This window comes from Pseudomonas sp. GD03903, assembly GCF_029840045.1.
GTDB classification, from domain to species: domain Bacteria; phylum Pseudomonadota; class Gammaproteobacteria; order Pseudomonadales; family Pseudomonadaceae; genus Pseudomonas; species Pseudomonas pseudonitroreducens.
Window position 1 is genome coordinate 1 of record NZ_JAOCBT010000031.1, and the last position, 24,904, is coordinate 24,904.

Genomic DNA, 24,904 nt, shown 5'->3' on the forward strand with positions numbered 1-24,904 from the left:
GGGTATCGGCCTGGAGCCGCCGCCGGCCAACCTGACCGACCGCGCGCGTCTCGACCAACTGAGCCTTTACGACCTGCGCAACGTTATCGGCCTGGGTATTTCCGGCACCGACATGCCGGCCTTTGCCGACCAGCTCGATGAGCGTCAGCGCTGGGACCTGGCGGCGTATATCGCCGGTCTGAGCGCCGCCCAGGCCAAGGCCGACCCGGCCCATGCCTACCCGCTGGCGACCCTCTCGACCCAGACCCCGGCGGATGTCGCCGAGCGCGATGGCGAAGCTGCTGCCGAAAGCTTCCGTGCCCTGCGCGCCCACCCGCCGCTGGAGCACCGTGGTCCGGCGCAGCAGATCGACTACACCACCGTGACCCTGGACAAGAGCTTCGCCGTGTATCGCTCCGGCGACCACGACCAGGCCTACGACCTGTCCGTGGCGGCCTACCTGGAAGGCTTCGAGCTGGTGGAAAGCTCGCTGGACAACGTCGACGCCGATCTGCGCAAGGCCACCGAGAAGCAACTGATGGCTTACCGTCAGGCACTGCGTGACGGCCTGCCCGAAGCCGAGGTGGCGCAACAGCTGGAACTGGCCAAGGCCAAGCTGGCGGACGCTGCCAAGGCCCTGAGCGGCGACTCGCTGAGCTTCTCCATCAGCTTCGTCTCGGCCCTGCTGATCCTCCTGCGCGAAGGCGTGGAAGCGATCCTGGTACTCGCCGCCATCCTCGCCTTCCTGCGCAACACCGGGCAGGAGAAGGCCGTGCGCGGGGTGCACATCGGCTGGGGCCTGGCCTTCGTCGCCGGCTTCGCCACCTGGGCGGTCGCGGCCTACGTCATCGACATCGGCGGCGCCCAGCGCGAGCTGATGGAAGGCTTCACCTCGCTGTTCGCCTGCGTGATGGTGCTCTGGCTCGGCGTGTGGATGCACGACCGCCGCCATGCCGCCGCCTGGCAGGACTACATCCGCAGCAGCCTGGTGGGCGGTGGCGGACGCTTCGGCTTCGCCGTGCTGGCGTTCTTCTCGGTCTACCGCGAGCTGTTCGAGGTCATCCTGTTCTACGAGACCCTCTGGCTGCAGGCCGGCCCGGCCGGCCACAACGCGGTGATCGCCGGTGCGGGTACCGCCGTGGTGATCCTGATCGGCATCGCCTTCGTGATCCTGCGTGGTTCGGCGAAGCTGCCGCTAAAGCTGTTCTTCACCGTCAACGCCGCGCTGCTCTGCGCCCTGTCGGTGGTCTTCGCTGGCCACGGCGTGGTCGCCCTGCAGGAAGCCGGCGTGATCGGCACCCGCCCGGTGCCCTTCTTCGACTTCGACTGGCTCGGCATCAAGGCCGATGCCTACTCGCTGTCGGCCCAGGCCGTGGCGCTGGTGGCAGTGGCGGTGCTTTACGGACGCAGCTACTTCTCCGAGCGCCGCAAGGCGGCCGAGGTGGCTTCGTCCTGAGGCGATAGCTGAGCGATACACGACGGCCAGTGCGATACTGGCCGTCGTGCTTTCTGGAGAATGGTTTTCCGATGCGTATCTGGATCGATGCCGACGCCTGCCCGCGCGCGGCCAAGGACCTGGTGGCGAAGTTTGCCCTCAAGCGCAAGCTGGAAGTGGTGATGGTTGCCGGCCAGCCCGTGGCCAAGCCGCCGTTTGCCTGCGTCAGCCTGATTGTCGTCCCCAGCGGGATGGACGCCGCCGATGACTACCTGGTGGAGCAGGCCGAGCCGGGCGACCTGGTGATCTGCAGCGACGTGCCGCTCGCCGACCGCCTGGTGAAGAAGGGCGTCGATGCGCTGGACCCGCGCGGCCGCGAGTTCGATGAGAAGAACATGGGCGAGCGCCTGGCCGTGCGCAACCTGTTCACCGACCTGCGCGAGCAGGGCCAGGTCGGAGGCGGGCAGGCGCCCTATGGCGACAAGGACCGCCAGGCTTTCGCCAACAGCCTGGACCGGCTGCTGACGCGGCTGATGCGCGAGGCGGAAAGCCGCAAGCCCTGAAACGAAAACGCCCGGCATTGCCGGGCGTTTTCATATTCACCGATGGTGGAACGGGCGTAGGAGCGGACTCCGTCCGCGATAGGTTCGCAGCGCGCCGGAAACCATCGCGGACAGAGTCCGCTCCTACGGCTTCAGGCCAGCTCCAGCACCCGGTCGACCGCCTTGTTGATGCCGCTGGCGGCTTCGGCAATGGACTGCGCGAGCATGTAGGCCGGGGTGGTGACCAGCTTGTGGTCCTTGTCCTCGACTATGTCTTCCACGGCGCAATCGATGTGCTTGGCGCCCATGCTGGTGAGCGCCTGGGCGGTGCCAGCGTCGGTGCCGATGGTGCATTCCACGCCTTCACCATAGATCCGTGCGGCCATGGCCGGGGCAATGCAGATCAGGCCGACAGGCTTCTTCGCCGCGGCAAAGGCCTTGGCCAGGGCCAGTACGTCCGCTTGCACCTCGCACTGGTCGCCCTTGAAGGCGAAGTCACTGAGATTCTTCGCCGCGCCGAAGCCGCCAGGCACGATCAGGGCGTCGAAGTCTTCGACCTTGGCTTCGCGCACGTCCTTCACATCGCCGCGGGCGATGCGGGCGGACTCGACCAGCACGTTGCGGCTCTCGGCCATCTCCTCGCCGGTGAGGTGGTTCAGCACGTGGTGCTGGGCGATGTCCGGGGCGAAGCACTGCACCTTGGCGCCGCGCTGGGAGAGGCGTAGCAGGGTGATCACGCTTTCATGGATTTCCGCACCGTCGTAAACGCCGCAACCGGAAAGGATAACCGCAACTTTCTTCATGGACTGCTCCTGTTCGAGGGGGCCGGGGCTGTCGCGATATGCCGCCCGGGCTGTCGCCGGCGGCCGTGGCTGGCCGCGGGCAAGGGACTAGGATCCTTCCTCATAAGCATAACGATTCGGTCGCGCCATGAACTACATCCTCTTCGCCGTGCCTTTCTTTTTCCTGCTGATTGCGATCGAACTGCTCGCCGACCGCTGGCGCGGCCTGCGCACCTATCGCCTGAGCGATGCGTTGAACAGCCTCAGTGCGGGTGTCCTGTCGACCACCAGCGGCTTGCTGACCAAGGGGCTGGCGCTGGTGACCTATACCGTCGCCTGGCAGCATCTCGCGCTGTTCGAACTGTCGACCAAAAGCCTCTGGGTCTGGGTGTTCGCCTTCGTCTTCTACGACTTCTGCTACTACTGGAACCATCGCCTGGGCCACGAGCGCAACGTGCTCTGGGCCGCGCATTCGGTGCACCACCAGAGCGAGGACTACAACCTCTCCACCGCGCTGCGGCAGACCAGCACCGGATTCATCTTCGGCTGGATCTTCTACCTGCCGATGGCCCTTGCCGGCGTGCCGCCGCTGGTGTTCCTCACCGTCGGTGCGCTGAACCTGCTGTACCAGTTCTGGGTGCATACCCGGCACATTCCCAAGCTCGGCTGGTTCGAGTGGGTCTTCATCACCCCCTCCAACCACCGCGTGCATCATGCGCAGAACCCTGTCTATATGGATCGCAACTACGGTGGCGTGTTCATTGTCTGGGATCGCCTGTTCGGTACCTTCCAGGAGGAACTGGACGAGGAGCCGGTGGTGTTCGGCGTGACCGTGCCGCTGGCCAGCTGGAACCCGCTGTGGGCGAACCTGCAGGTCTACGCACACCTGTGGCACGATGCGCGGCGCGCCGGCAGCCTGTGGGACAAGCTGCGCATCTGGTTCATGCGCACCGGCTGGCGCCCCGAGGACGTCGCCCAGCGCTATCCCATGAGCAAGCCGGACCTGGCGTCCTTCCGCAAGTTCGAGGTGCCGCTCAGCCGTGGTCGGCAGTGGTACGCCGGCCTGCAGTTCGCCACCTACGTGGTGGTCGGCACCTGGTTGCTGGGCGTGGGGGAGGGCTGGCAAGTACTGTCGCTGGTGATCGGCTGGAGCTGGATGGCCTTCGGGCTCTACGCCATCGGTTGCTGGCTGGAGAACCGCGCGTGGGCGCTGCGCCTGGAGCTGGCGCGCTTGGCGCTGAACGTACCGGCGGTCGCGGCGCTGGCTCTCTGGGGAGGGATTGAGCTGCCGCAGTGGGCGCCCTGGGCGCTGGCGGTCTATTCGCTGCTCAGTCTGATCGGCCTGCTGGGCCTGCGGCGCGCGGAGCGCCTGCCACAGGCGGCCTGATCAGTCGGCGGGATTACTCGGACTTGCTGGCCTTGTAGCGGCGGCGCAGCCAGAACAGCAAGCCGATCACCACGAGACCGCCAAGAACCATGAGTTCGTACTTCTTGATATTGCCCAGTACACCTTCGAGCACGCTGCCGAAGTAGAAGGCGGCGCTGCCCAGCACCGTGGCCCAGACGATGGCGCCGATACCGTTGAGCAGCAGGTAGCGCGCCGGCGGGTAGCCGGACAGGCCGATGGCTACCGGCATCACGGTGCGCAGGCCGTAGACGAAGCGGAAGCTCAGCACCCACAGGTCGGGATGCTTGCGCACGTGCTCCAGCGCCTTGTCGCCCATCTTCTGCCAGCGCGGCTTGCGCGCCAGCAGCTTGCGGCCGTGGCGACGACCGAGGAAATACCAGAGCTGGTCGCCCGCATAACTGCCGAAGAACGCCACCGCGATGACGTACTCCAGCTGCATGTAGCCGCGGAATGCCAGGAAGCCGGCCAGGACCAGAATGGTCTCACCCTCGAAGAACGTGCCGAGAAACAGCGCGAAGTAGCCGAAATCCTGCAGGAATTGTTGGAGCATTATCGAGGCAACGCAGCGAAATGAACGCGAAGCCTAACCCGGTTGTCGCCCGCAGGGAAGGCACCTCGGTCTGCGCAACTGACCTGGAACAAGTCTGTACCGGTGCAGAGCGGCGGCTTGCCGCTGCGGCAGGATGCCGCGACCAAGGGTCACTGTTACCGGTTGTTACCAATCGGTCATAATTCAGGGCTATAACTGTCAGACTGTGCCTGCTGCATCAGGCCCTGGAGTACGCCGTGAGCTTCATCCCCGCCGATCGCGCCTTCCCCTTCACCCGACTGCGTCGCAACCGTCGTGACGAATTTTCCCGCCGCCTGGTGCGCGAAAACGTCCTGACCGCCAACGACCTGATCCTTCCGGTGTTCGTCCTCGACGGCAACAACCAGCGTGAAGCGGTGCCCTCGATGCCGGGCGTGGAGCGCATGTCCATCGACCTGCTGCTCAAGGAAGCCGAGGAACTGGTGGAGCTGGGCATCCCGGCGCTGGCGCTGTTCCCGGTGACCCCGCTGGAGAAGAAATCCCTCGATGGCGCCGAAGCCTTCAACCCCGACGGCATTGCCCAGCGCGCCACCCGCGCCCTGCGCGAGCGCTTCCCGGAGCTGGGCATCATCACCGACGTGGCGCTGGACCCGTTCACCAGCCATGGCCAGGACGGCATCCTCGACGAAGACGGCTACGTGCTGAACGACATTTCCGTGGATGTGCTGGTCAAGCAGGCGCTTTCCCACGCCGAAGCCGGCGCCCAGGTCGTGGCTCCCTCGGACATGATGGACGGTCGCATCGGTGCGATCCGCGAGGCCCTGGAGTCCACCGGCCACATCAACACCCGCATCATGGCCTATTCGGCCAAGTACGCCAGCGCCTACTACGGCCCGTTCCGCGACGCCGTCGGCTCCGCCGCCAACCTGGGCAAGGGCAACAAGGCCACCTACCAGATGGACCCGGCCAACAGCGACGAAGCGCTGCACGAGATCTACGCTGACCTCGCCGAAGGCGCCGACATGATCATGGTCAAGCCGGGCATGCCCTATCTCGACATCGTGCGCCGGGCCAAGGACGAATTCCGCGCCCCGACCTTTGTCTACCAGGTCAGCGGCGAGTACGCGATGCACATGGCCGCGATCAACAATGGCTGGCTCAGCGAAGCGGTGATCCTCGAATCGCTGCTGGCCTTCAAACGCGCGGGCGCAGATGGCATCCTGACCTACTTCGCCAAGCGCGCGGCACAACAATTGAAAATGAAAAGCGGGGGCTGACCCCGTCGATGAGACGAGCGATGAATACCGAAGGCATTAGCGAAACCGAAGTTATCGAAGCTGACACCACTGCTGAAATCACCGAAGTCGTCGTGGCGGAGGCTGTCGAGACGACGCCACCGCCTGTCGAACCTGCGGTGCCGGCGATCAACGTCGACGACAGTGCCCTCTACATTCATCGCGAGCTCTCGCAGCTGCAGTTCAACATCCGCGTGCTCGAGCAGGCGCTGGATGAGTCCTATCCGCTGCTGGAGCGCCTGAAGTTCCTGCTGATCTTCTCCAGCAACCTCGACGAATTCTTCGAGATTCGCGTCGCCGGCCTGAAGAAGCAGATCACCTTCGCCCGCGAACAGGCCGGCGCCGACGGCCTGCTGCCGCACCAGGCGCTGGCGCGCATCAGCGAGCAGGTACACGAGCAGGTTGCCCGCCAGTACAGCATCCTCAACGACATCCTGTTGCCGGAACTGGCCAAGCACGACATCCGCTTCATCCGCCGTCGCTACTGGACGCCGAAGATCAAGGCCTGGGTCCGTCGCTTCTTCCGCGACGAGATCGCGCCCATCGTCACCCCCATCGGCCTCGACCCGACGCACCCGTTCCCGTTGCTGGTGAACAAGAGCCTGAACTTCATGGTCGAGCTCGAAGGCCTGGACGCCTTCGGTCGCGACTCCGGTCTGGCGATCATTCCGGCACCGCGCTCGCTGCCGCGGATCATCCGCCTGCCGGAGGAAGTTGCCGGCCCCGGCGACAACTACGTGTTCCTCTCGTCGATGATCCACGCCCACGCCGATGATCTGTTCCACGGCATGAAGGTGAAAGGCTGCTACCAGTTCCGTCTGACCCGTAACGCCGACCTCTCGGTGGACGCCGAGGACGTCGAAGACCTGGCGCGCGCGCTGCGTGGCGAGCTGTTCTCGCGACGCTACGGCGACGCCGTGCGCCTGGAGGTGGTGGATACCTGCCCGGTGCCCCTGTCCAATTACCTGCTCAAGCAGTTCGGCCTGTCCGAGACCGAGCTGTACCGCGTCAGCGGACCGGTCAACCTGACCCGCCTGTTCAGCGTCACCGGCCTTGCCAGCCATCCGGAATTGCAGTCGCCGCCGTTCACTCCGACTATCCCCAAGCTGCTGCAGAAGAAGGAAAACCTGTTCAACGTCCTGGGCAAGCTCGACGTGTTGCTGATGCACCCGTTCGAATCCTTCACCCCGGTGGTCGACCTGCTCCGCCAGGCCGCCAAGGACCCCAGCGTGCTGGCGATCAAGCAGACGCTGTACCGCTCCGGCGCCAACTCCGAGATCGTCGACGCGCTGGTGGAAGCCGCGCGCAACGGCAAGGAAGTCACCGTGGTGATCGAACTGCGGGCGCGCTTCGACGAGGAATCCAACCTGCAGCTGGCCAGCCGCCTGCAGCAGGCCGGCGCAGTGGTGATCTACGGTGTGGTCGGCTTCAAGACCCACGCCAAGATGATGCTGATCCTCCGCCGCGAGGACGGCGAGCTGCGCCGTTACGCGCACCTGGGCACCGGCAACTACCACGCCGGCAACGCCCGCCTGTACACCGACTACAGCCTGCTGACCGCCGACGTGGCGCTCTGCGAGGACCTGCACAAGCTGTTCAACCAACTGATCGGCATGGGCAAGACCCTGCGCATGAAGAAGCTCCTGCACGCGCCCTTCACCCTGAAGAAGAACCTGCTGGAGATGATCAACCGCGAGGCTGCCCAGGCCGCCGAGGGCAAGCCGGCGCACATCATGGCCAAGGTCAACTCGCTGACCGACGCCAAGGTCATCCGCGCGCTGTACAAGGCCAGCCAGGCCGGCGTGAAGATCGACCTGGTAGTGCGGGGCATGTGCTGCCTGCGTCCGGGCGTGCCGGGCGTGTCGCACAACATCCAGGTGCGCTCGATCATCGGCCGCTTCCTCGAGCACAGCCGAATCTACTACTTCCTCAACGGCGGCGAGGAGAAGCTCTATCTCTCCAGCGCCGACTGGATGGAGCGCAACCTCGACATGCGCGTGGAGACCTGCTTCCCGGTGGAAGGCAAGAAGCTCGTGCTGCGCGTCAAGAAGGAGCTGGAGTCGTACCTGACCGACAACACCCAGGCCTGGGTGCTGCAGTCCGATGGCAGCTACGTGCGCCAGAGCCCCAGCGGCAACCAGAACCCACGCAACGCCCAGGCGACCCTGCTGGAACGCCTGTGCACGCCGGTGATCAACGTACGCTGATCCGGCTGGCGACATCGAAAGCCCTGCCTCGGCAGGGCTTTTTTTGCGCGTCCGGACATTGTGGTGCCGGCAGTGGGCGATCGCGGACGGAGTCCGCTCCTAGGCGGTGTGAAAGCACTGGCGTGGGCTGGAAATGAAAAGGCCCCGGCGTTTGCGCGCCGGGGCCTTTGTCTTTTGCAGGTGCGATCAGCTTACACTGAGCGAATAACCCACGCGCTTGAGCCATTCCGCTTCCTGCTCGAAGTCCGCCTGGGTCAGCGGGTTGGCCGCCAGCCAGCCGTCCGGGAAGCGCACGTCCAGCGATTTGCCGGAAGCCTTCAGGGCCACCGCCGGCATTTCCTGGGTGCCACGGATGTGGTGGAAGAGGATAGCGAAGCGCAGCACGACGCACAGGCGGATCAGCTTGTCGCCCTCATCGCCCAGTTCGTTGAACTTGTCCACCGGGATATTGCGGCGGTGGCCACGCACCAGCAGTGCCAGGGTCAACTGGTCCAGGCGCGAGAAGCCGGCCAGGTCCGAGTGCTCCAGCAGGTAGGCGCCGTGCTTGTGGTAGTGATAGTGGGCGATGTCCAGGCCCAGTTCGTGCACCCGCGCGGCCCACATCAGCAGTTCGCGGTGGCCTTCGTCGGTCAGTTCCCAGGCCTTGGCGACCTGATCCAGCGACTCCAGTGCCTTGGCTTCGACGCGCGCGGCTTGTTCCGGGTCGACGTGGTAGCGCTCCATGAGCGCGCCGATAGTGCGCTCGCGGACGTCCTCGTGGTGGTGGCGGCCCAGCAGGTCGTAGAGCACGCCTTCGCGCAGGGCGCCCTCGGAGTGGGTCATGCGGGTCAGTTCGAGGGCGTCGAACAGTGCCTCGAGGATCGCCATGCCGGCCGGGAAGATCGGCCGGCGGTCCGGCTTGATGCCGTCGATGTCGAGCTTCTCGACCTCGCCCAGCTTGAACATCTTGCGCTTGAGCCAGGCCAGGCCATCGGGGTTGATCTCGCCGTTGCCATGACCACCGGCCTGGATTGCCAGGCAGATCGCGCGGATGGTGCCCGAGGCGCCGACCGCCTCGTCCCAGCCCAGGCGGCGCAGGCTGTTTTCGATGCTCATCAGCTCCAGGCGCGCCGAGGTGTAGGCCTGGGCGTAGCGCGCCGGGGTGATCTTGCCGTCCTTGAAATAGCGCTGGGTGAAGCTCACGCAGCCCATTTGCAGGCTCTCGCGCAGCTGCGATTCGAACTGCTGGCCGATGATGAACTCGGTGCTGCCGCCGCCGATATCGACCACCAGGCGCTTGCCCGGATTGTCCGGCAGCGTGTGGGAGACGCCCAGGTAGATCAGGCGCGCTTCTTCGCGGCCGGAGATGACTTCCACCGGGTGGCCGAGAATCTGGTCGGCGACGCGGATGAACTCGCCGCGGTTGCGCGCTTCGCGCAGGGCGTTGGTGCCCACCACGCGAACCGAACCCGGCGGCATGCCGTTGATGAACTGGGCGAATTGCTTCAGGCAGTCGTAGCCGCGCTGCATCGCCTCTTCGGTGAGCATGCGGTCTTCGCCGATGCCCGCCGCCAGCTGGACCTTCTCGCCCAATCGCTCGAGGATGCGGATCTCGCCGTGATCGGCCTTCGCCAAAACCATGTGGAAACTGTTCGAGCCAAGGTCAATGGCTGCGATCATCGGGAAGGTCTTGGCAGGGGTATGGGGCATAGGGAGAGGTCCGGGTAAATACGGAAGACATCCTGCCATTTTAGGCAGGTAGTGCCAATGAAGGGGTTGTCACCGATCAGAAGTCACCGCGGCAGCGATAGATACACTCAATCGGCTGCGCCTTTCGGTGTGGGCCGAGGCGGGATATGATGGCGGACACTTTTTCGCATCCGATTGACGGAGAGAATACATGAGCGAACATATCGTCAATGTTACCGATGCCAGCTTCGAGCAGGACGTACTGAAGTCCGACGGTCCCGTGCTGGTCGACTACTGGGCCGAATGGTGCGGTCCGTGCAAGATGATCGCCCCGGTACTCGACGAGATCGCCAAGGACTATCAGGGCAAGCTGAAAGTCTGCAAGCTGAATATCGACGAGAACCAGGACACCCCGCCGAAGTATGGCGTGCGCGGCATTCCGACCCTGATGCTGTTCAAGGGCGGCAACGTCGAAGCTACCAAGGTCGGCGCACTGTCCAAGTCGCAGCTGGCTGCCTTCCTCGACAGCAACATCTGAGTCGATGAAGTCCGAAAAGCCCCGCAGATTTGCGGGGCTTTTTTCTTTCTGCCCCTAGACGCTCTGAAACTCGGGTGTTAAATTCGGGCCACAACGAGTTTTTCGTTGTCCCCTGCAAGCCGTCGCCGACGCACTTCCCATTCGAATTCCAAGCGATCCTGTCCGTCATCTACGGCGCGGCTCTTCAAGCATCACGCTTGTTCCCTTTTCCCCTTTCAGCGTATTTACGTCCCTTCTATGAATCTGACCGAACTCAAGCAAAAGCCGATTGCCGAATTGCTGGAAATGTCCGATGCCATGGGGCTGGAAAACATGGCCCGTTCGCGCAAGCAGGACATCATCTTCGCGCTGCTGAAGAAGCACGCGAAAAGCGGCGAGGAAATCTCCGGTGACGGCGTGCTGGAGATTCTCCAGGATGGCTTCGGCTTCCTGCGCTCCGCCGATTCCTCGTACCTGGCCGGCCCTGACGACATCTACGTCTCGCCCAGCCAGATCCGGCGCTTCAACCTGCGCACGGGCGACACCATCATCGGCAAGATTCGTCCGCCGAAGGAAGGCGAGCGTTACTTCGCCCTGCTGAAAGTCGACTCGATCAACTTCGATCGTCCGGAGAACGCGAAGAACAAGATTCTCTTCGAGAACCTGACGCCGCTGTTCCCGACCAAGCGCCTGACCATGGAAGCCGGCAACGGCTCCACCGAGGACCTCACCGGCCGTGTGATCGACCTCTGCTCGCCGATCGGCAAGGGCCAGCGCGGCCTGATCGTCGCCCCGCCGAAAGCGGGCAAGACCATCATGCTGCAGAACATTGCCTCGAACATCACCCGCAACAACCCCGAGTGCCACCTGATCGTCCTGCTGATCGACGAGCGCCCGGAAGAAGTGACCGAGATGCAGCGCACCGTGCGCGGCGAAGTGGTCGCTTCCACCTTCGACGAGCCGCCGACCCGCCACGTGCAGGTTGCCGAGATGGTGATCGAGAAGGCCAAGCGCCTGGTCGAGCACAAGAAGGACGTGATCATCCTGCTCGATTCCATCACCCGTCTGGCCCGTGCCTACAACACCGTGATCCCCAGCTCCGGCAAGGTGCTCACCGGTGGTGTCGATGCCCACGCCCTGGAGAAGCCCAAGCGCTTCTTCGGCGCCGCGCGTAACATCGAGGAAGGCGGTTCGCTGACCATCCTCGCCACCGCGCTGATCGAAACCGGCTCGAAGATGGACGAAGTGATCTACGAGGAATTCAAGGGCACCGGTAACTCGGAGCTGATCCTCGACCGTCGCATCTCGGAAAAACGCGTGTTCCCGGCGATCAACATCAACCGTTCGGGTACCCGTCGCGAAGAGCTGCTCACCGGTGAGGAAGAGCTGCAGCGCATGTGGATCCTGCGCAAGATCCTGCACCCGATGGACGAGATCGCCGCGGTCGAGTTCCTGCTGGACAAGCTGCGCCAGACCAAGACCAACGACGAGTTCTTCGATTCGATGAAGCGCAGCAAGTAAGAGTCGCCGGCAAATCTGTTCTGGCGTCGTTGCCTGCCCTCTGCCGTACGCGAAGTACTGTCTGAGGCCAGGCGTCTAGCCAGAACCGCTTCGCTCGGATTTGTCAGCGACTCTACGCGCATCAGTAGTGCCACAAGGCCGGGGAAACCCGGCCTTCGTGTTTCTGCCGGGCGCTGATAGGCGGTAGACTGTCGTATCATCCTGCCGCCATCGAGACCCTCATGCAGTATCGCGACCTGCGCGAGTTCATCGCTGCCCTGGAGCAGCGCGGACAGCTCAAGCGCATCCAGGCGCCGGTATCCCCGGTGCTGGAAATGACCGAGGTGTGCGACCGCACCCTGCGCGCCAAGGGCCCGGCCCTGCTGTTCGAAAAGCCCACCGGCTACGACATGCCCGTGCTCGGCAACCTGTTCGGCACGCCCGAGCGCGTGGCCCTGGGCATGGGCGCCGAGGACGTCTCCGAGCTGCGCGAAATCGGCAAGCTGCTGGCATTCCTCAAGGAGCCGGAGCCGCCCAAGGGGCTGAAGGACGCCTGGTCCAAGCTGCCGATCTTCAAGAAGGTCATCAACATGGCGCCCAAGGTCCTCAAGGACGCGCCCTGCCAGGAAGTGATCGAGGAGGGCGACGATGTCGACCTGTCGAAGCTGCCGGTGCAGACCTGCTGGCCCGGCGACGTCGCGCCGCTGATCACCTGGGGCCTGACGGTTACCCGCGGGCCGAACAAGGAGCGGCAGAACCTGGGCATCTACCGCCAGCAGGTGATCGGCCGCAACAAGGTCATCATGCGCTGGCTCAGCCACCGTGGCGGCGCTCTGGACTTCCGCGAGTGGTGCCAGAAGCATCCCGGCCAGCCTTATCCGGTGGCCGTGGCCCTCGGCGCGGACCCGGCGACCATCCTCGGCGCCGTGACCCCGGTGCCGGACAATCTCTCCGAATACGCCTTCGCCGGCCTGCTGCGCGGGCACAAGACCGAGCTGGTCAAGTGCATCGGCAATGACCTGCAGGTGCCGGCCAGCGCCGAGATCGTCCTCGAAGGGGTGATTCACCCCGGCGAGATGGCCGATGAAGGCCCGTATGGCGACCACACCGGCTACTACAACGAGGTGGACCGCTTCCCGGTGTTCACCGTCGAGCGCATCACCCGCCGGCAGAAACCGATCTACCACAGCACCTACACCGGCCGCCCGCCGGATGAGCCGGCGATCCTCGGCGTGGCGCTGAATGAAGTCTTCGTGCCGATCCTGCAGAAGCAGTTCCCCGAGATCACCGACTTCTACCTGCCGCCCGAAGGCTGCTCCTACCGCATGGCGGTGGTGACCATGAAGAAGCAGTATCCCGGCCACGCCAAGCGCGTGATGCTGGGTGTCTGGTCGTTCCTGCGACAGTTCATGTACACCAAGTTCGTTATCGTCACCGATGACGACATCAATGCCCGCGACTGGAACGACGTGATCTGGGCCATCACCACGCGCATGGACCCCAAGCGCGACACGGTGATGATCGATAACACGCCGATCGACTACCTGGACTTCGCCTCGCCGATCTCCGGCCTCGGCTCGAAGATGGGCCTGGACGCCACCCATAAGTGGCCGGGCGAGACCAGCCGCGAGTGGGGCCGGGTGATCGAGAAGGATCCGGCGGTAACCCGTCGGGTCGATGAAATCTGGGCGAGCCTGGGCATCGATTGATGCCGAGCGCGGCCTTGCAGGAGCGTGCTTGCTCGCGAACAGGCGAGATCAAGAACCCCTCACCCTAACCCTCTCCCGCAAGCAGGAGAGGGGACCGGTCTGCAGGATGACGTGATGGTGTCAGCCGGCACGGTCTGCCCCCTCTCCCTGAGGGAGAGGGTTGGGGTGAGGGAGGAAGTGCTGGTGCGGAGTATCCAGAGTGAATCGGTTACCCCGACGAAATCAGAAGAACGAGAACGACGCTTGAAAGTGACCTTGCAACCCTCCGGCGCCCAGCTCGAGCTGCGCCCCGGGGAACGTATCCTCGACGGTGCGCGGCGCCTGGGCTACGAGTGCCCGCAGAGCTGCCGCAACGGCAACTGCCATATCTGCGCGGCGCTGCTGGTGGAAGGCCGTGTGCGCCAGGATGGCGAGGTGCGCGACCACGGCGAGCTCTTCACCTGCCTGGCCGAACCGCTGGAAGACTGTGTGCTGCACTGGGACGGCGTTCTGGCCCCCGGCGAGCTGCCAGTGCGTGCGCTGTCCTGCCAACTGACGCTCTGCGAGCCGGTCGGTGGTGACGTCTGGCGCGTGCGTCTGCGTGCTCCAGCCGGCAAGCCGCCGCGCTACCACGCCGGGCAGTACGTGTTGATCGAGCGCGAAGGCAGCGACCCGGCGGCCTTCTCCCTCGCTTCCGCGCCGCAGGAAGGGCGTGACCTGGAACTGCACATCCTGGCCCGCGAGAACAGCGCCATCGACCTGCTGGCGCAACTCCAGCGCGACCGTTTCGCCCGCGTACAGATGCCCTTCGGCGACGCGCACCTGTCCGACCTGCCGGACGGCCCGCTGGTGCTGATCGCCGCCGGCACCGGCATGGCGCAGATGCACAGCCTGATCGAATTCTGTCGCGCCAGTGGCTTCGCCCATCCGGTGCACCTGTACTGGGGCGTGCGTCGTCCGGAGGATTTCTACGAGCTGGCGCACTGGGATGAGTGGCAGGGCGTGCCCAACCTGCACCTGCACAAGATCGTCAGCGATCTGTGCGGCTGGCAGGGGCGCTGCGGCCTGTTGCATGAGGCGGTGTGCGAGGACTTCGCCGAGCTGTCCGGCTTGCGCGTCTATGCCAGCGGTTCGCCGGCGATGGTCTATGGCACCCTGGATGCGCTGGTGGCGGCGGGGATGGACCCGCATCAAATGCGCGCGGATGTCTTCGCCTACGCCCCACGAGGCTGATTCAACTGCTTAGCGTCGTTGGAGCGCCTCGCCGTGCTAGTCGCACTGTCTTCGGCACTCCGCCTAGCTATTCAGTCGACTCAGTCTCGTGGTTGGCATGTGGCGAGAACTCCTCCTGCAGCGCCGCGCGAATCCAGTCCTCGAACCAGGCCACGTCGGCGCTTACCGCGCCGGTGGGCAGCAGCAACTGATAGCTCTCCAGCGGTACCTCCTCGGGCAATGGCCGCACCAGCGTGCCAGCGGCCAGCTGGTGCTTCACCAGCACCAGGTTGGCCAGGGCGATACCGTGGCCGGCCTCGGCCATGGACAGCGCGTGGTCGTTGCTGACGTAGAGCACGTCGGAATTCACCCGCAGGTCGAGGCCGATGGTGGATAGCCAGAGGTTCCACCACTCGCCGTCGTCGACGTGGATCAGCTTGTGCCGCGCCAGGTCGTGCACGCTGGTCAATGGCCCGTGCTCTTCGAGGTAGGCGGGCGAACACACCGGGAAAACCAGCGGCCGCACCAGGGTGCTGTGGCACTGCGGATAGATGCCGGGAAGCCCGTAGACTATGCCCAGATCGGCGCTTTTACCGTCCACTTCACTGAAAGTCGGGTTGGGTTCCACCGCCACCTTCAGGCCGGGGCGCTGCTGGCGCAGGGTTTCCAGGCGCGGCATCAGCCAGCGCTTGGCGAAGGCCGGCACCACCATGATCTTCAGCCAGCGCGCGGTGCCGCCCGGGGCCAGTTCGTGGCCGGCGTCGGCGATCTGCTGCAGGGCTGTGGATATCTTCGCGTAGTAGCGCTGCCCGGCAGGCGTCAGGCTGACCCCACGCGGCGTGCGCTCGAACAGCTGCACGCCCAGCCAGTCCTCCAGCAGCTTGACGTGACGGCCGATGGCCGGCTGCGTCACATGCAGGTCTTTCGAGGCGGCGACGTAGCTGCCCAGGCGTGCGGCGGCCTCGAAGGCGCGGACGGCATTGAGCGGCGGAAGACGCTGGATGGACATGGCTGACCTCGAAGGCGGGCTGAGCTGTTAAATTTCAGCTGTTAAATTATTTAATATCGAATGTAAGAAAATTGAGCTTTTCGCTCAACCACCTTTCTTCGAATATCCGCTCCAGCAGCATCACCACAATATCGAGCCGAACCCACGGCCAGCGCTGCATCCAGCGTCTACTCCAGCCCTGCCAGAACAACTACAAGATCCCCCGAACGCCAGCGTGCGGCGGACGGGAAGGATGCGGAGGTTTCACCATGAATGCCCTGCACAGCCTGCAGACGGCGGCGGTTTCGATCCGCTCCGTGCGCAAGGTCTACGGCGACCCGGCCAGCGGTCCCGTCGCGCTCAAATGCGTCGACCTGGACATCCGCGACAACGAATTCTTCACCCTGCTCGGCCCCTCGGGCTGCGGCAAGACCACCCTGCTGCGGATGATCGCCGGCTTCGAATTCCCCACCGCCGGGGAAATCCAGCTGTACGGCGAGAACATCGCCGACCGCCCGCCGTTCGAGCGCCCGGTCAACACGGTGTTCCAGCACTACGCGCTGTTCCCGCACATGACCATCGCCGAGAACCTGGCCTTCGGCCTGGAGTCCCACCCGATGGGCCAGCGCATGAGCAAGGCGCAGGTCGCCGAGCGCGTCCGCGAGATGCTCGCCCTGGTGCAGATGGAGCGCTTCGCCCAGCGCAAGCCGACCCAGCTTTCCGGCGGCCAGCAGCAACGCGTCGCCCTGGCCCGTGCGCTGGCGCCGCATCCGAAGGTGCTGCTGCTCGACGAGCCGCTTTCCGCCCTCGATCTCAAGCTGCGCCAGGCCATGCGTGAAGAGCTCAAGGCGATCCAGGCCAAGACCGGCATCACCTTCATCTTCGTCACCCATGACCAGGAAGAGGCGCTGACCATGTCCGACCGCATCGCCGTGCTCTCCGAGGGTGAGGTGCAGCAGGTCGGCCGCCCGGACGACATCTACGAGCATCCGCGCAACCGCTTTGTCGCCGACTTCATCGGCGAGACCAACTTCCTCCCGGCCCGCGTCGAGAACTTCGACGGCGACCGCGCTTACTACCGCATCGGCGGTGAGCAGTTGATCGAGGCCGGCTCCCGCGAGGGCCTGAAGGTCGGCGCCGAAGTCACCCTGTCGATCCGCCCCGAGCGCCTGCAACTGGTGGCCGAGGACACGTCGTCCGCCGCGCCCTGCACCGTCGTCCAGCAGATCTACCTGGGCACCGACCTGCAGTATCAGGTCGAGCTTCAGGACGGCAGCAAGCTGACTGTCCGCGCGCCCAACAGCGCCGGCCAGCGCCAGCGTCTGGTGGCCGGGCAGCGTGCCGGCCTGCTGTTCGAGAAAGGCAGCGCCAGCGTCCTGGTGGACTGAGCGGAGGTGAGCATGAACCGGTTATCCACAACCTCCGGCAATGCGCTGGAGCGGCGTCAGGCGCTGCGCAGCTTCCTCGGTGTGTCGCCCGCGCTGGTCTCCATCGGCCTGTTCCTGATCGTGCCGATCTTCATCGTCATCGGTTACTCGCTGATGCAGGCCAACCCCTACGGCGGGGTGAACCCGCACTTCAGCGTCGATGCCTACGTCTCGCTGCTGTTCGAGCGCCAGCTCGACGACAGCCTGGCCTTCGCCGACTCCTACGTGATGATCGCGTTGCGCTCCATCGGCATCGCCGCGGCGACCACCGCGATCACCCTGCTGGTGGGCTTCCCGGTGGCGGTCTGGCTGGCCATGCAGCCCGCGCACCGTCGCGGCCTGCTGATCTTCCTGATCACCGTGCCATTCTGGGCCAACCTGCTGATCCGCACCTACGCCTGGATCCTGCTGCTGCGCGGCACCGGGGTGGTCAACGGCACGCTGATGAGCCTCGGCATCATCCACCAGCCGCTGAACCTGCTCTACACCGACGGCGCCGTGCTGCTGGGCCTGGTCTACACCTACGCGCCCTTCGTCGTGCTGCCGATCTACGCGACCCTCGAGAAGATGGACATGCGCCTGCTCGAAGCGGCCCAGGACCTCTACGCCGGGCGCATCCGCACCCTGCGCAAGGTGGTCCTGCCGATCGCCCGGCCGGGGATTCTCGCCGGTGCCATCCTCACCTTCGTGCCGTGCCTGGGCGCGATGATCGCCCCCGAACTGCTCGGCGGCGGCACCAAGATGATGCTTGGCAACCTGATCTTCCGGCAGTTCAGCGACTCGCGGAACTGGCCCTTCGGCGCGGCGCTGTCGCTGGTGCTGATGGGCGCCGTGATGCTGGTGCTGATGTTCTACGCGATGCGCGCCGAGCGCCTGCGCATCGCCCGGGGAGGTGAATGATGCTTTCGCTGCTGACCAAGCGCCGTCTGGGCGTACAGGACTTCCGTGGCTTCGGCGTCCTGAGTTTCCTGTTCTATCTCTACCTCTACGCGCCCATCGTGGTGCTGGTGGTGCTGTCGTTCAACGCCAACCAGTCCGCCACCGTGTGGACCGGCTTCAGCCTCGACTGGTACCGCAGCGCCTTCGCCAACCAGGCGTTGCGCCAGGCCGCCGGCAACAGCCTGCTGATCGCCGTGTGCGCCAGCGTGATCGCCACGGCGATCGCCACCCTGGCCGCGCTGGGCACCTCGCGCGGGGCCAAGTTCAAGGGCCTGCGCCTGTCCATGGGAGCGATCATGCTGCCATTGGTGCTGCCCGAGATCGTCGTCGGCGTGGCCACCCTGGCGCTGTTCTCCACCCTCGGCCTGTCGCTGGGCTACGGCAACCTGATCATCGCCCACACGGTGTTCTGCATCCCGTTCGCCTACCTGCCGATCCGCGCCCGCCTGAACGACATGGACCTGTCCCTGGAGCAGGCTGCCGCCGACCTCTACGCCGGGCCCTGGCGGACCTTCCGCAAGGTCACCCTGCCGCTGCTGATGCCGGGGATTTTCTCCGGGGTGATGCTCGCCTTCATCGTCTCGCTGGATAACTTCGTGATCTCGATGATGGTCTCCCAGGCCGGTACCACCACCTTGCCGATCTTCATCTTCGGTTTGCTGCGCATGGGCGTGACGCCCGATGTGAACGCGGTGTCGACCCTGATCCTCGGCGTTTCCGTGCTGTTCGTAACCCTGTCCTTCCTGCTTGGCAAGAAGAAAGCCTGAGAGCCCGCCCAATGCCTGTCCGAGCTTGCCCATACGTCGTTGGAAACAGCCTCGAAATGCTCATTTACAGCCGTAAACTGCGCTTTCTCACCTGTTTCCGCCTCGTCTGGGCAGCGCTCGACCAGCCCTTGAACGGACTCTCCGCCCACATACCGGAGTAGAAGATGAGCAAACTGATCGCTGCTGTAGGGGCCTCGCTGACGCTGGGCCTGGCCATGGCCAACGCACAGGCCGCCGAGCAACTCAACGTGGTGAGCTGGAGTGGCTATTTCACCCCGCAGATCCTCGAGAAGTTCGAGAAGGAAACCGGCATCAAGGTCACCGTGGATTCCTACGACTCCAACGAGACCCTGCTGGCCAAGCTCAAGCAGGGCGGCACCGGTTACGACGTGGCCATTCCCTCGCACCAGTTCGTGCCGATCCTGATCCAGGAGAAGCTGCTGGAGCGCTTCGATCCGGCCGGCCAGCCGTACTACGCCAACGTCGAGGACAACCTGAAGAAACCCGCCTGGGACCCGGAAGGCGCCTACGCCGTGCCCTTCATCTGGGGCACCACCAGCGTGGTGCTGGACAGCGCCAAGTACAGCGGCCCGGCCGACAGCTACTCGGTGCTGTTCACTCCGCCGAAGGAGCTGCAGGGCAAGATCAACATGTTCGACTCGGCCAGTGAGGTGATCGACACCGCCAGCCTCTACCTGGGCATCCCGCTGTGCAGCGAGGACCCCAAGCAGATGCAGCAGGTGCTGACCCTGTTGAAGACCCAGAAGCCCTTCGTCAAGACCTACAGCTCCAAGGCCGGCTCGATCCGCGAGAACCTGGCCTCGGGCGAGGTCGACATGTCGATGTTCTGGGGCGGCTCGTCGATGCGTGCGCGTGAGATGAAATCCAGCCTGAAGTACCTCTACCCGAAAGAGGGCGTGATGGCCTGGGTGGACAACCTGGTGATCCCGGCGGGCGCCAAGCACCCGGAGAACGCGAAGAAGTTCATCGCCTTCCTCAGCCAGCCGGAAAACTCGGCGATGACCCAGAACTTCCTCAAGCACCAGAGCCCGATCAAGGGCGTGGAACCCTTCCTCGATGCCAGCCTCAAGGATGCGCCGGAACTGCACATCCCCGAGGGCACCAAGGTGGTGTTCAGCAAGACCTGCGGCGAAGGCGCGATCCGCCTGGCCGACCGCATCTGGACCAACCTGATGCGCTGATCCCCGCCAGACGGGAACACGGCACAGCGATGCTCGCGTGCGCCAGCTTGGCGCAGCGGCGTCGCTCGGCCTGAAGAACGCAACAAGCCTCGCCTGCCAGCGGGGTTGCTGAACCCGACATAGGCTTCCCATCTGCCGGAAGCTCCCGATGAAAGAAGGCCGCGCTCCATGAGCCAGTACAAGCACAACAACGAACTCGTCCAGCTCCAGGCCCATGAACTGGCCCAGCGCATCCGCCTGCGCCAGGTGTCCTGCCGCGAAGTCATGCAGGCGCACCTGGCGCAGATCGAGCGCTACAACCCGGCGGTCAACGCCATTATCAGCCTGCAGCCCGAAGAGCAGCTGCTCGCCGCGGCCGACCAGCGCGACGCCGAGCTGGCGCGCGGCGAATACCGTGGCTGGATGCATGGCCTGCCCCATGCGGTGAAGGACCTGTCGCTGACCCAGGGCATCCGCACCACCCTCGGTTCGCCGCTGTTCCGCGACTACCTGCCCGAGCGCGACGGCATCATGGTCGAGCGCATCCGCGCGGCCGGTGCGGTGCTGATCGGCAAGACCAATACCCCGGAATTCGGCCTCGGCTCCCACAGCTACAACCCGATCTTCGGCGCCACTGGCTGCGCCTACGCGCCCGAACGCACTGCTGGCGGCAGCAGCGGTGGCGCGGCGGCCGCGCTGGCGCTGCAGATGGTCCCGGTGGCCGACGGCAGCGACATGATGGGCTCGCTGCGCAACCCGGCGGCGTTCAACAACATCGTCGGCTTCCGTCCGTCCCAGGGCCGCGTGCCCTTCGACGACAGCGCCGACCTGTTCATCGACCAGCTCGGCTATGAAGGCCCGATGGGCCGCAGCGTGCGTGATGTGGCGCTGCTGCTGTCGGTACAGGCCGGCGGCGATGCCCGTGCCCCGCTGTCGATTGCCGAGAGTGGCGAGCAGTTCGCCGGCAGGCTGGAGCGCGACTTCAAGGGCGCGCGCCTGGGCTGGCTGGGCGATCTGGGCGGCCACCTGCCGATGGAGCGCGGTGTGCTGGAGCTGTGCCGCAAATCCTTCGCCGACTTCGAAGCCGTTGGTTGCCACATAGAAGACACCGCCATGGGCTTCTCCGCCGAGCGCCTCTGGGACACCTGGCGCACCCTGCGCCACTGGATGGTCGCCGGCTCTCTCGGCGCGGCCTACAGCGATCCGGCCAAGCGCGAGCTGCTCAAGCCCGAGGCGATCTGGGAAGTGGAGAACGGCCTGAAGCTCTCCGCCATGGACGTGTTCCGCGCCTCCGCCGCGCGCAGCGACTGGTACCGCGCCATCAGCCGGCTGTTCGAGCGCTACGACTACCTGTTGCTGCCCAGCGCGCAGGTGTTCCCGTTCGACAAGAACTGGGACTGGCCGAAGGAAGTCGCCGGCAAGGCCATGGACACCTACCACCGCTGGATGGAAGTGGTGATCCCGGCCACCCTGTCCGGATGCCCGGTGGCCAACGTGCCGGTAGGCTTCAATGAACAGGGCCTGCCCATGGGCATCCAGATCATCGGCAAGCACCAGGCCGACATGGCCGTGCTGCAACTGGCCCACGCCTACGAGCAGGCTTCGCGCTGGTACCAGCGCTGCCCGCCGCCGATGCTGAAGGACGACTGATTTATCCACAAGCTGAGGGGGACGCATGAATATCAGCTTCTTCCAGGAACTGCTGCAGAGCATCAGCGAGCGCGGCCGGCAATTGCTGGAGTCGCGCGAACCGGCGCCGGGCAATGCCCAGGCGCTGGCGCAGGCCTGCCGCAAACTGATCTCCGGCCACGGCGAGGCCTCCGGCGTGGCGCTGGCGCGGCAGGTGCTGTGCGCCTACCGCGACTGCCCGGAGGAGCAGCAGAAGGCCTTCTTCGACACGCTGCTCAAGGACTTCGCACCGCCCCATGATGTGCTGGCCGCTGCTTGCCAGCGCTATCTCGACGATCCTTCGTCGGCCAACACCACGAAGCTGTTCGAGGCCAGCGAACCGCCGCGCCAGGAACTGTTCCGCCGCCTCAACCAGGCACCCGGCGGCACTGCCGAGCTGATCGCCATGCGCCGTCGCTTGCTCGGCGAACTCAAGGGTAAGCCCGAGCTGGCGGCGGTGGACCATGACCTGCAGCACCTGCTGGCGTCCTGGTTCAACCGTGGCTTCCTGGTGCTGCGGCGCATCGACTGGTCGACGCCGGCGTCGATCCTGGAAAAGATCATCAAGTACGAGGCCGTCCACGCCATCAAGGACTGGGACGACCTGCGCAGCCGCCTGCAACCGGCCGACCGCCGCTGCTTTGCCTTCTTCCACCCGGCGCTGGCCGACGAGCCGCTGATCTTCGTCGAGGTGGCGCTGACCCGTGCGATGCCCGGTGCGATCGCCGATATTCTGGAGCCTGGTTCGCCCGCGCAGCCGTTGGAAGAGCCCGACACCGCCGTCTTCTATTCCATCAGCAACTGCCAGGACGGCCTGCGCGGCATTTCCTTCGGCAACTTCCTGATCAAGCAGGTGGTGGAAGAGCTGGCGCGGGAGATTCCCGGCCTGCGCCAGTACGTCACCCTGTCGCCGGTACCCGGCTTCCGTCGCTGGCTCGACGGGCTGGGCGACGACCCGCAACTGGGCGCGGCCGCCGCCGATCTGCTCAAGACGCTCAAGCCCGACACGCCGCCCCCGCCGCGCACCGAGCAGCCGCTGCTGGCGCTGGCCGCCGAGTACTTCCTGCACGCCAAGAATGGCACCGGCCTGCCGCTCGACCCGGTGGCGCGTTTCCACCTTGGCAACGGCGCCCGCCTGGAGCGCCTGAACTGGCGTGGCGACCTTTCCGCCAGCGGCCTGCGCCAGGCGGCCGGGCTGATGGTCAATTACCGCTATGAACTGCGCCAGATCGAAAAGAACCACGAAGCCTACGCCAACCAGGGCGCGGTCGCAGCCTCACCCGAGGTGCGCAAGCTCGCGACGCTGTCGGCGAAAACAAAACGCTAGGACCTCACCATGAACCAGAGTCTTTTCGCCGAAGTCGGCAAACACCTGCCCAGCGACCTGTCCAAGCCCTTCATCCGCACGCCCCTGGGCGGCGGCTACAGCTATGCGGACATGCTGCGCAGTACCTCGCAGTTCGCCCATGCGCTGGTGGAGCTCGGCGTGCAGCCGGGCGACCGCGTCGCCGTGCAGGTCGACAAGAGCCCCGAGACGGTGATGCTCTACCTCGCCGTGCTGCGCGTCGGTGCGGTCTACCTGCCGCTCAACAGCGGCTACACCGGTGACGAGCTGCGCTACTTCCTCGACGACGCCGAGCCTTCGCTATTCGTCTGCGCGCCGGCCTTCGAAGCCCAGGCCCGCGAACTGGCCGAAGCCAGCGGGGTGGCTCGTGTGGCGACCCTGGGCGACCAGGTCGACGGCTCGCTGATGGACGCCGTGCATGGCAAGCCGGGGCGCTTCGTCGACGTGCCGCGTACCGCCTCCGACCTCGCCGCGATCCTCTACACCTCCGGCACCACCGGGCGTTCCAAGGGGGCGATGATCAGCCACGGCAACCTCGTCTCCAACGCCTGCGCACTGGTGGATGCCTGGCAGATTACCGGCGACGACTGGCTGCTCCACGCGCTGCCGATCTTCCATATCCACGGCCTGTTCGTGGCCTGCAACAGCCTGCTGATGGCCGGCGGCTCGATGCTTTTCCTCGGCAAGTTCGATGCCGCGCAGATGCTCCGCCTGCTGCCCCAGGTGAACCTGCTGATGGGCGTGCCGACCTTCTACACCCGCCTGCTCGACCAACCCGGCCTGACCCGCGAGGCGGTGGCGCACATGCGCCTGTTCATCTCCGGCTCCGCGCCGCTCACCGCCGAGACCCACAAGGCGTTTTCCGAGCGTACCGGCATGGCCATCCTCGAGCGTTACGGCATGACCGAGACCGGCATGAACACCTCCAATCCGCTGGATGGCGAGCGCATTGCCGGCACTGTCGGCTTCCCGCTGCCGGGCGTCGAGCTGCGCATCACCGATCCTTCGCAGTCCGCGCCGACCCCGCTGCCCCAGGGCGAGCCGGGGATGATCGAGGTGCGTGGGCCGAACGTGTTCCAGGGCTACTGGCGCATGCCGGAGAAGACCGCCGAGGAACTGCGTGCGGACGGCTACTTCATGACCGGCGATATCGGCTTCATCGACGACAAGGGCTACGTGCAGATCGTCGGCCGCAACAAGGACATGATCATCAGCGGCGGCTTCAACGTGTATCCCAAGGAGCTGGAAGAAATCCTCGACGCCCTGCCGGGCGTGGTCGAGTCGGCGGTGATCGGCGTGCCGCACCCGGACTTCGGCGAGGGCGTTACCGCCGTGCTGGTGGCCAGCCAAGGGCAGGCGCCGAGCGAGGCCCAGGTGCTCGCCGCGCTGGACGGCAAGCTGGCGCGCTTCAAGCAGCCCAAGCGGGTGATGGTGGTCGATGCGCTGCCGCGCAATGTGATGGGCAAGGTGCAGAAGAACGTGCTGCGTGAGCAGTTCAAGGCGCTGTATTCCTGAGGTTTCGCTGGTGGCCGGTGGTTCGCGAGCAAGCTCGCTCCTACAAAAAGCGCACCGGAGCCGGGCGCACTTGTAGGAGCGAGCTTGCTCGCGAACCCGGGCGCCTCCAGGCCTATACCGAAATGAAAAAGCCCCGCTGATGCGGGGCTTTCGCTTTCGTAGGAGCGGACTGCGTCCGCGATGTGCCTGCCTCGCGCCTAGGTTTCCTGCGCCGCGCCGGCGTGCGCTTGGGCTCCTTGTTTCGCCCCCTCGGGCGACCTCCTTTGGCAAACGACGGATGGCCGCCCCACCCAAAGGAGGCAAAGGTCTTGC

The 24,904-nt window shown here is 65.3% G+C and carries 20 protein-coding genes; 16 read left to right on the forward strand and 4 right to left on the reverse strand.

Annotation, left to right across the window (positions count from 1 at the left end; translation table 11 throughout):
* Both N5C91_RS29525 and N5C91_RS29530 read left to right on the forward strand, forming a co-directional pair.
* On the forward strand, positions 1-1,435 hold a 1,435-nt coding region (locus tag N5C91_RS29525), incomplete at its 5' end, for an FTR1 family protein (protein ID WP_279833947.1).
* A gap of 71 nt (positions 1,436-1,506) precedes the next feature.
* Positions 1,507-1,977: a YaiI/YqxD family protein gene (locus N5C91_RS29530; RefSeq protein ID WP_279833949.1), complete on the forward strand. Its 471-nt coding sequence runs from the start codon at positions 1,507-1,509 to the stop codon at positions 1,975-1,977.
* A gap of 131 nt (positions 1,978-2,108) precedes the next feature.
* Here N5C91_RS29530 and elbB read toward each other — a convergent pair whose 3' ends face one another.
* Positions 2,109-2,759, reverse strand: coding sequence for an isoprenoid biosynthesis glyoxalase ElbB (elbB, locus tag N5C91_RS29535; protein WP_279833950.1), 651 nt, complete (start codon positions 2,757-2,759; stop codon positions 2,109-2,111).
* 127 nt (positions 2,760-2,886) lie between these two features.
* On the opposite strand from elbB, the gene N5C91_RS29540 reads away from it, so the two are divergent.
* Positions 2,887-4,125 carry a sterol desaturase family protein gene (locus tag N5C91_RS29540; protein ID WP_279833951.1) on the forward strand — a complete coding sequence of 413 codons (1,239 nt, stop codon included), beginning with the start codon at positions 2,887-2,889 and terminating at the stop codon, positions 4,123-4,125.
* 13 nt (positions 4,126-4,138) lie between these two features.
* On the opposite strand, the gene N5C91_RS29545 is transcribed toward N5C91_RS29540, so the two are convergent.
* A complete protein-coding gene (locus N5C91_RS29545; RefSeq protein ID WP_054910216.1) occupies positions 4,139-4,699 on the reverse strand; it encodes a DedA family protein in 561 nt (186 codons plus the stop codon).
* Between the two features lie 233 nt (positions 4,700-4,932).
* Here N5C91_RS29545 and hemB point away from each other — a divergent pair, with 233 nt between their 5' ends.
* Complete coding sequence (hemB, locus tag N5C91_RS29550) at positions 4,933-5,952, forward strand: porphobilinogen synthase (RefSeq protein WP_236172054.1); 1,020 nt, start codon at positions 4,933-4,935, stop codon at positions 5,950-5,952.
* Between the two features lie 20 nt (positions 5,953-5,972).
* A complete protein-coding gene (ppk1, locus tag N5C91_RS29555; RefSeq protein ID WP_236172052.1) occupies positions 5,973-8,177 on the forward strand; it encodes a polyphosphate kinase 1 in 2,205 nt (734 codons plus the stop codon).
* A 186-nt stretch (positions 8,178-8,363) separates the two neighbouring features.
* On the opposite strand, the gene ppx is transcribed toward ppk1, so the two are convergent.
* Positions 8,364-9,866, reverse strand: coding sequence for an exopolyphosphatase (gene ppx, locus N5C91_RS29560; RefSeq protein WP_236172051.1), 1,503 nt, complete (start codon positions 9,864-9,866; stop codon positions 8,364-8,366).
* A 190-nt stretch (positions 9,867-10,056) separates the two neighbouring features.
* On the opposite strand from ppx, the gene trxA reads away from it, so the two are divergent.
* The 4 genes from trxA (at position 10,057) to N5C91_RS29580 (ending at position 14,783) form a co-directional block, all read left to right on the forward strand.
* On the forward strand, positions 10,057-10,383 hold the full coding sequence (gene trxA / locus N5C91_RS29565) for a thioredoxin TrxA (RefSeq protein WP_015475045.1): 327 nt from the start codon (positions 10,057-10,059) through the stop codon (positions 10,381-10,383).
* 237 nt (positions 10,384-10,620) lie between these two features.
* A complete protein-coding gene (gene rho, locus N5C91_RS29570) occupies positions 10,621-11,883 on the forward strand; it encodes a transcription termination factor Rho (RefSeq protein WP_015475046.1) in 1,263 nt (420 codons plus the stop codon).
* A 221-nt stretch (positions 11,884-12,104) separates the two neighbouring features.
* Positions 12,105-13,571, forward strand: a complete 1,467-nt coding sequence (ubiD, locus tag N5C91_RS29575; RefSeq protein WP_279833954.1) for a 4-hydroxy-3-polyprenylbenzoate decarboxylase — start codon at positions 12,105-12,107, stop codon at positions 13,569-13,571.
* A gap of 243 nt (positions 13,572-13,814) precedes the next feature.
* Positions 13,815-14,783 carry a CDP-6-deoxy-delta-3,4-glucoseen reductase gene (locus tag N5C91_RS29580; RefSeq protein ID WP_279833957.1) on the forward strand — a complete coding sequence of 323 codons (969 nt, stop codon included), beginning with the start codon at positions 13,815-13,817 and terminating at the stop codon, positions 14,781-14,783.
* Positions 14,784-14,850: 67 nt separating this feature from the next.
* On the opposite strand, the gene N5C91_RS29585 is transcribed toward N5C91_RS29580, so the two are convergent.
* Entirely contained in the window at positions 14,851-15,771 is a 921-nt protein-coding gene (locus N5C91_RS29585) for a LysR substrate-binding domain-containing protein (protein WP_236172045.1), read from the reverse strand.
* Between the two features lie 248 nt (positions 15,772-16,019).
* Here N5C91_RS29585 and N5C91_RS29590 point away from each other — a divergent pair, with 248 nt between their 5' ends.
* The 7 genes from N5C91_RS29590 to N5C91_RS29620 all read left to right on the forward strand — a co-directional run bounded on the left by N5C91_RS29590 (position 16,020) and on the right by N5C91_RS29620 (position 24,592).
* Complete coding sequence (locus N5C91_RS29590) at positions 16,020-17,138, forward strand: ABC transporter ATP-binding protein (RefSeq protein ID WP_279833958.1); 1,119 nt, start codon at positions 16,020-16,022, stop codon at positions 17,136-17,138.
* 12 nt (positions 17,139-17,150) lie between these two features.
* Positions 17,151-18,077: an ABC transporter permease gene (locus N5C91_RS29595; protein ID WP_236172042.1), complete on the forward strand. Its 927-nt coding sequence runs from the start codon at positions 17,151-17,153 to the stop codon at positions 18,075-18,077.
* Entirely contained in the window at positions 18,077-18,883 is an 807-nt protein-coding gene (locus N5C91_RS29600) for an ABC transporter permease (RefSeq protein WP_054910226.1), read from the forward strand. The genes N5C91_RS29595 and N5C91_RS29600 overlap by 1 nt, the downstream gene beginning before the upstream one ends.
* Before the next feature lie 164 nt (positions 18,884-19,047).
* The gene (locus N5C91_RS29605) at positions 19,048-20,085 is read left to right on the forward strand and encodes an extracellular solute-binding protein (RefSeq protein ID WP_279833959.1); all 1,038 of its coding nucleotides are present in this window, start codon (positions 19,048-19,050) and stop codon (positions 20,083-20,085) included.
* Between the two features lie 168 nt (positions 20,086-20,253).
* On the forward strand, positions 20,254-21,714 hold the full coding sequence (locus tag N5C91_RS29610; RefSeq protein ID WP_279833961.1) for an amidase: 1,461 nt from the start codon (positions 20,254-20,256) through the stop codon (positions 21,712-21,714).
* A 25-nt stretch (positions 21,715-21,739) separates the two neighbouring features.
* Positions 21,740-23,059 (forward strand): malonyl-CoA decarboxylase, encoded by a 1,320-nt coding sequence (locus tag N5C91_RS29615; protein WP_279833964.1) that lies wholly within the window; start codon positions 21,740-21,742, stop codon positions 23,057-23,059.
* Positions 23,060-23,068: 9 nt separating this feature from the next.
* Complete coding sequence (locus tag N5C91_RS29620; RefSeq protein WP_279833965.1) at positions 23,069-24,592, forward strand: malonyl-CoA synthase; 1,524 nt, start codon at positions 23,069-23,071, stop codon at positions 24,590-24,592.
* Positions 24,593-24,904 lie beyond the last annotated feature (312 nt).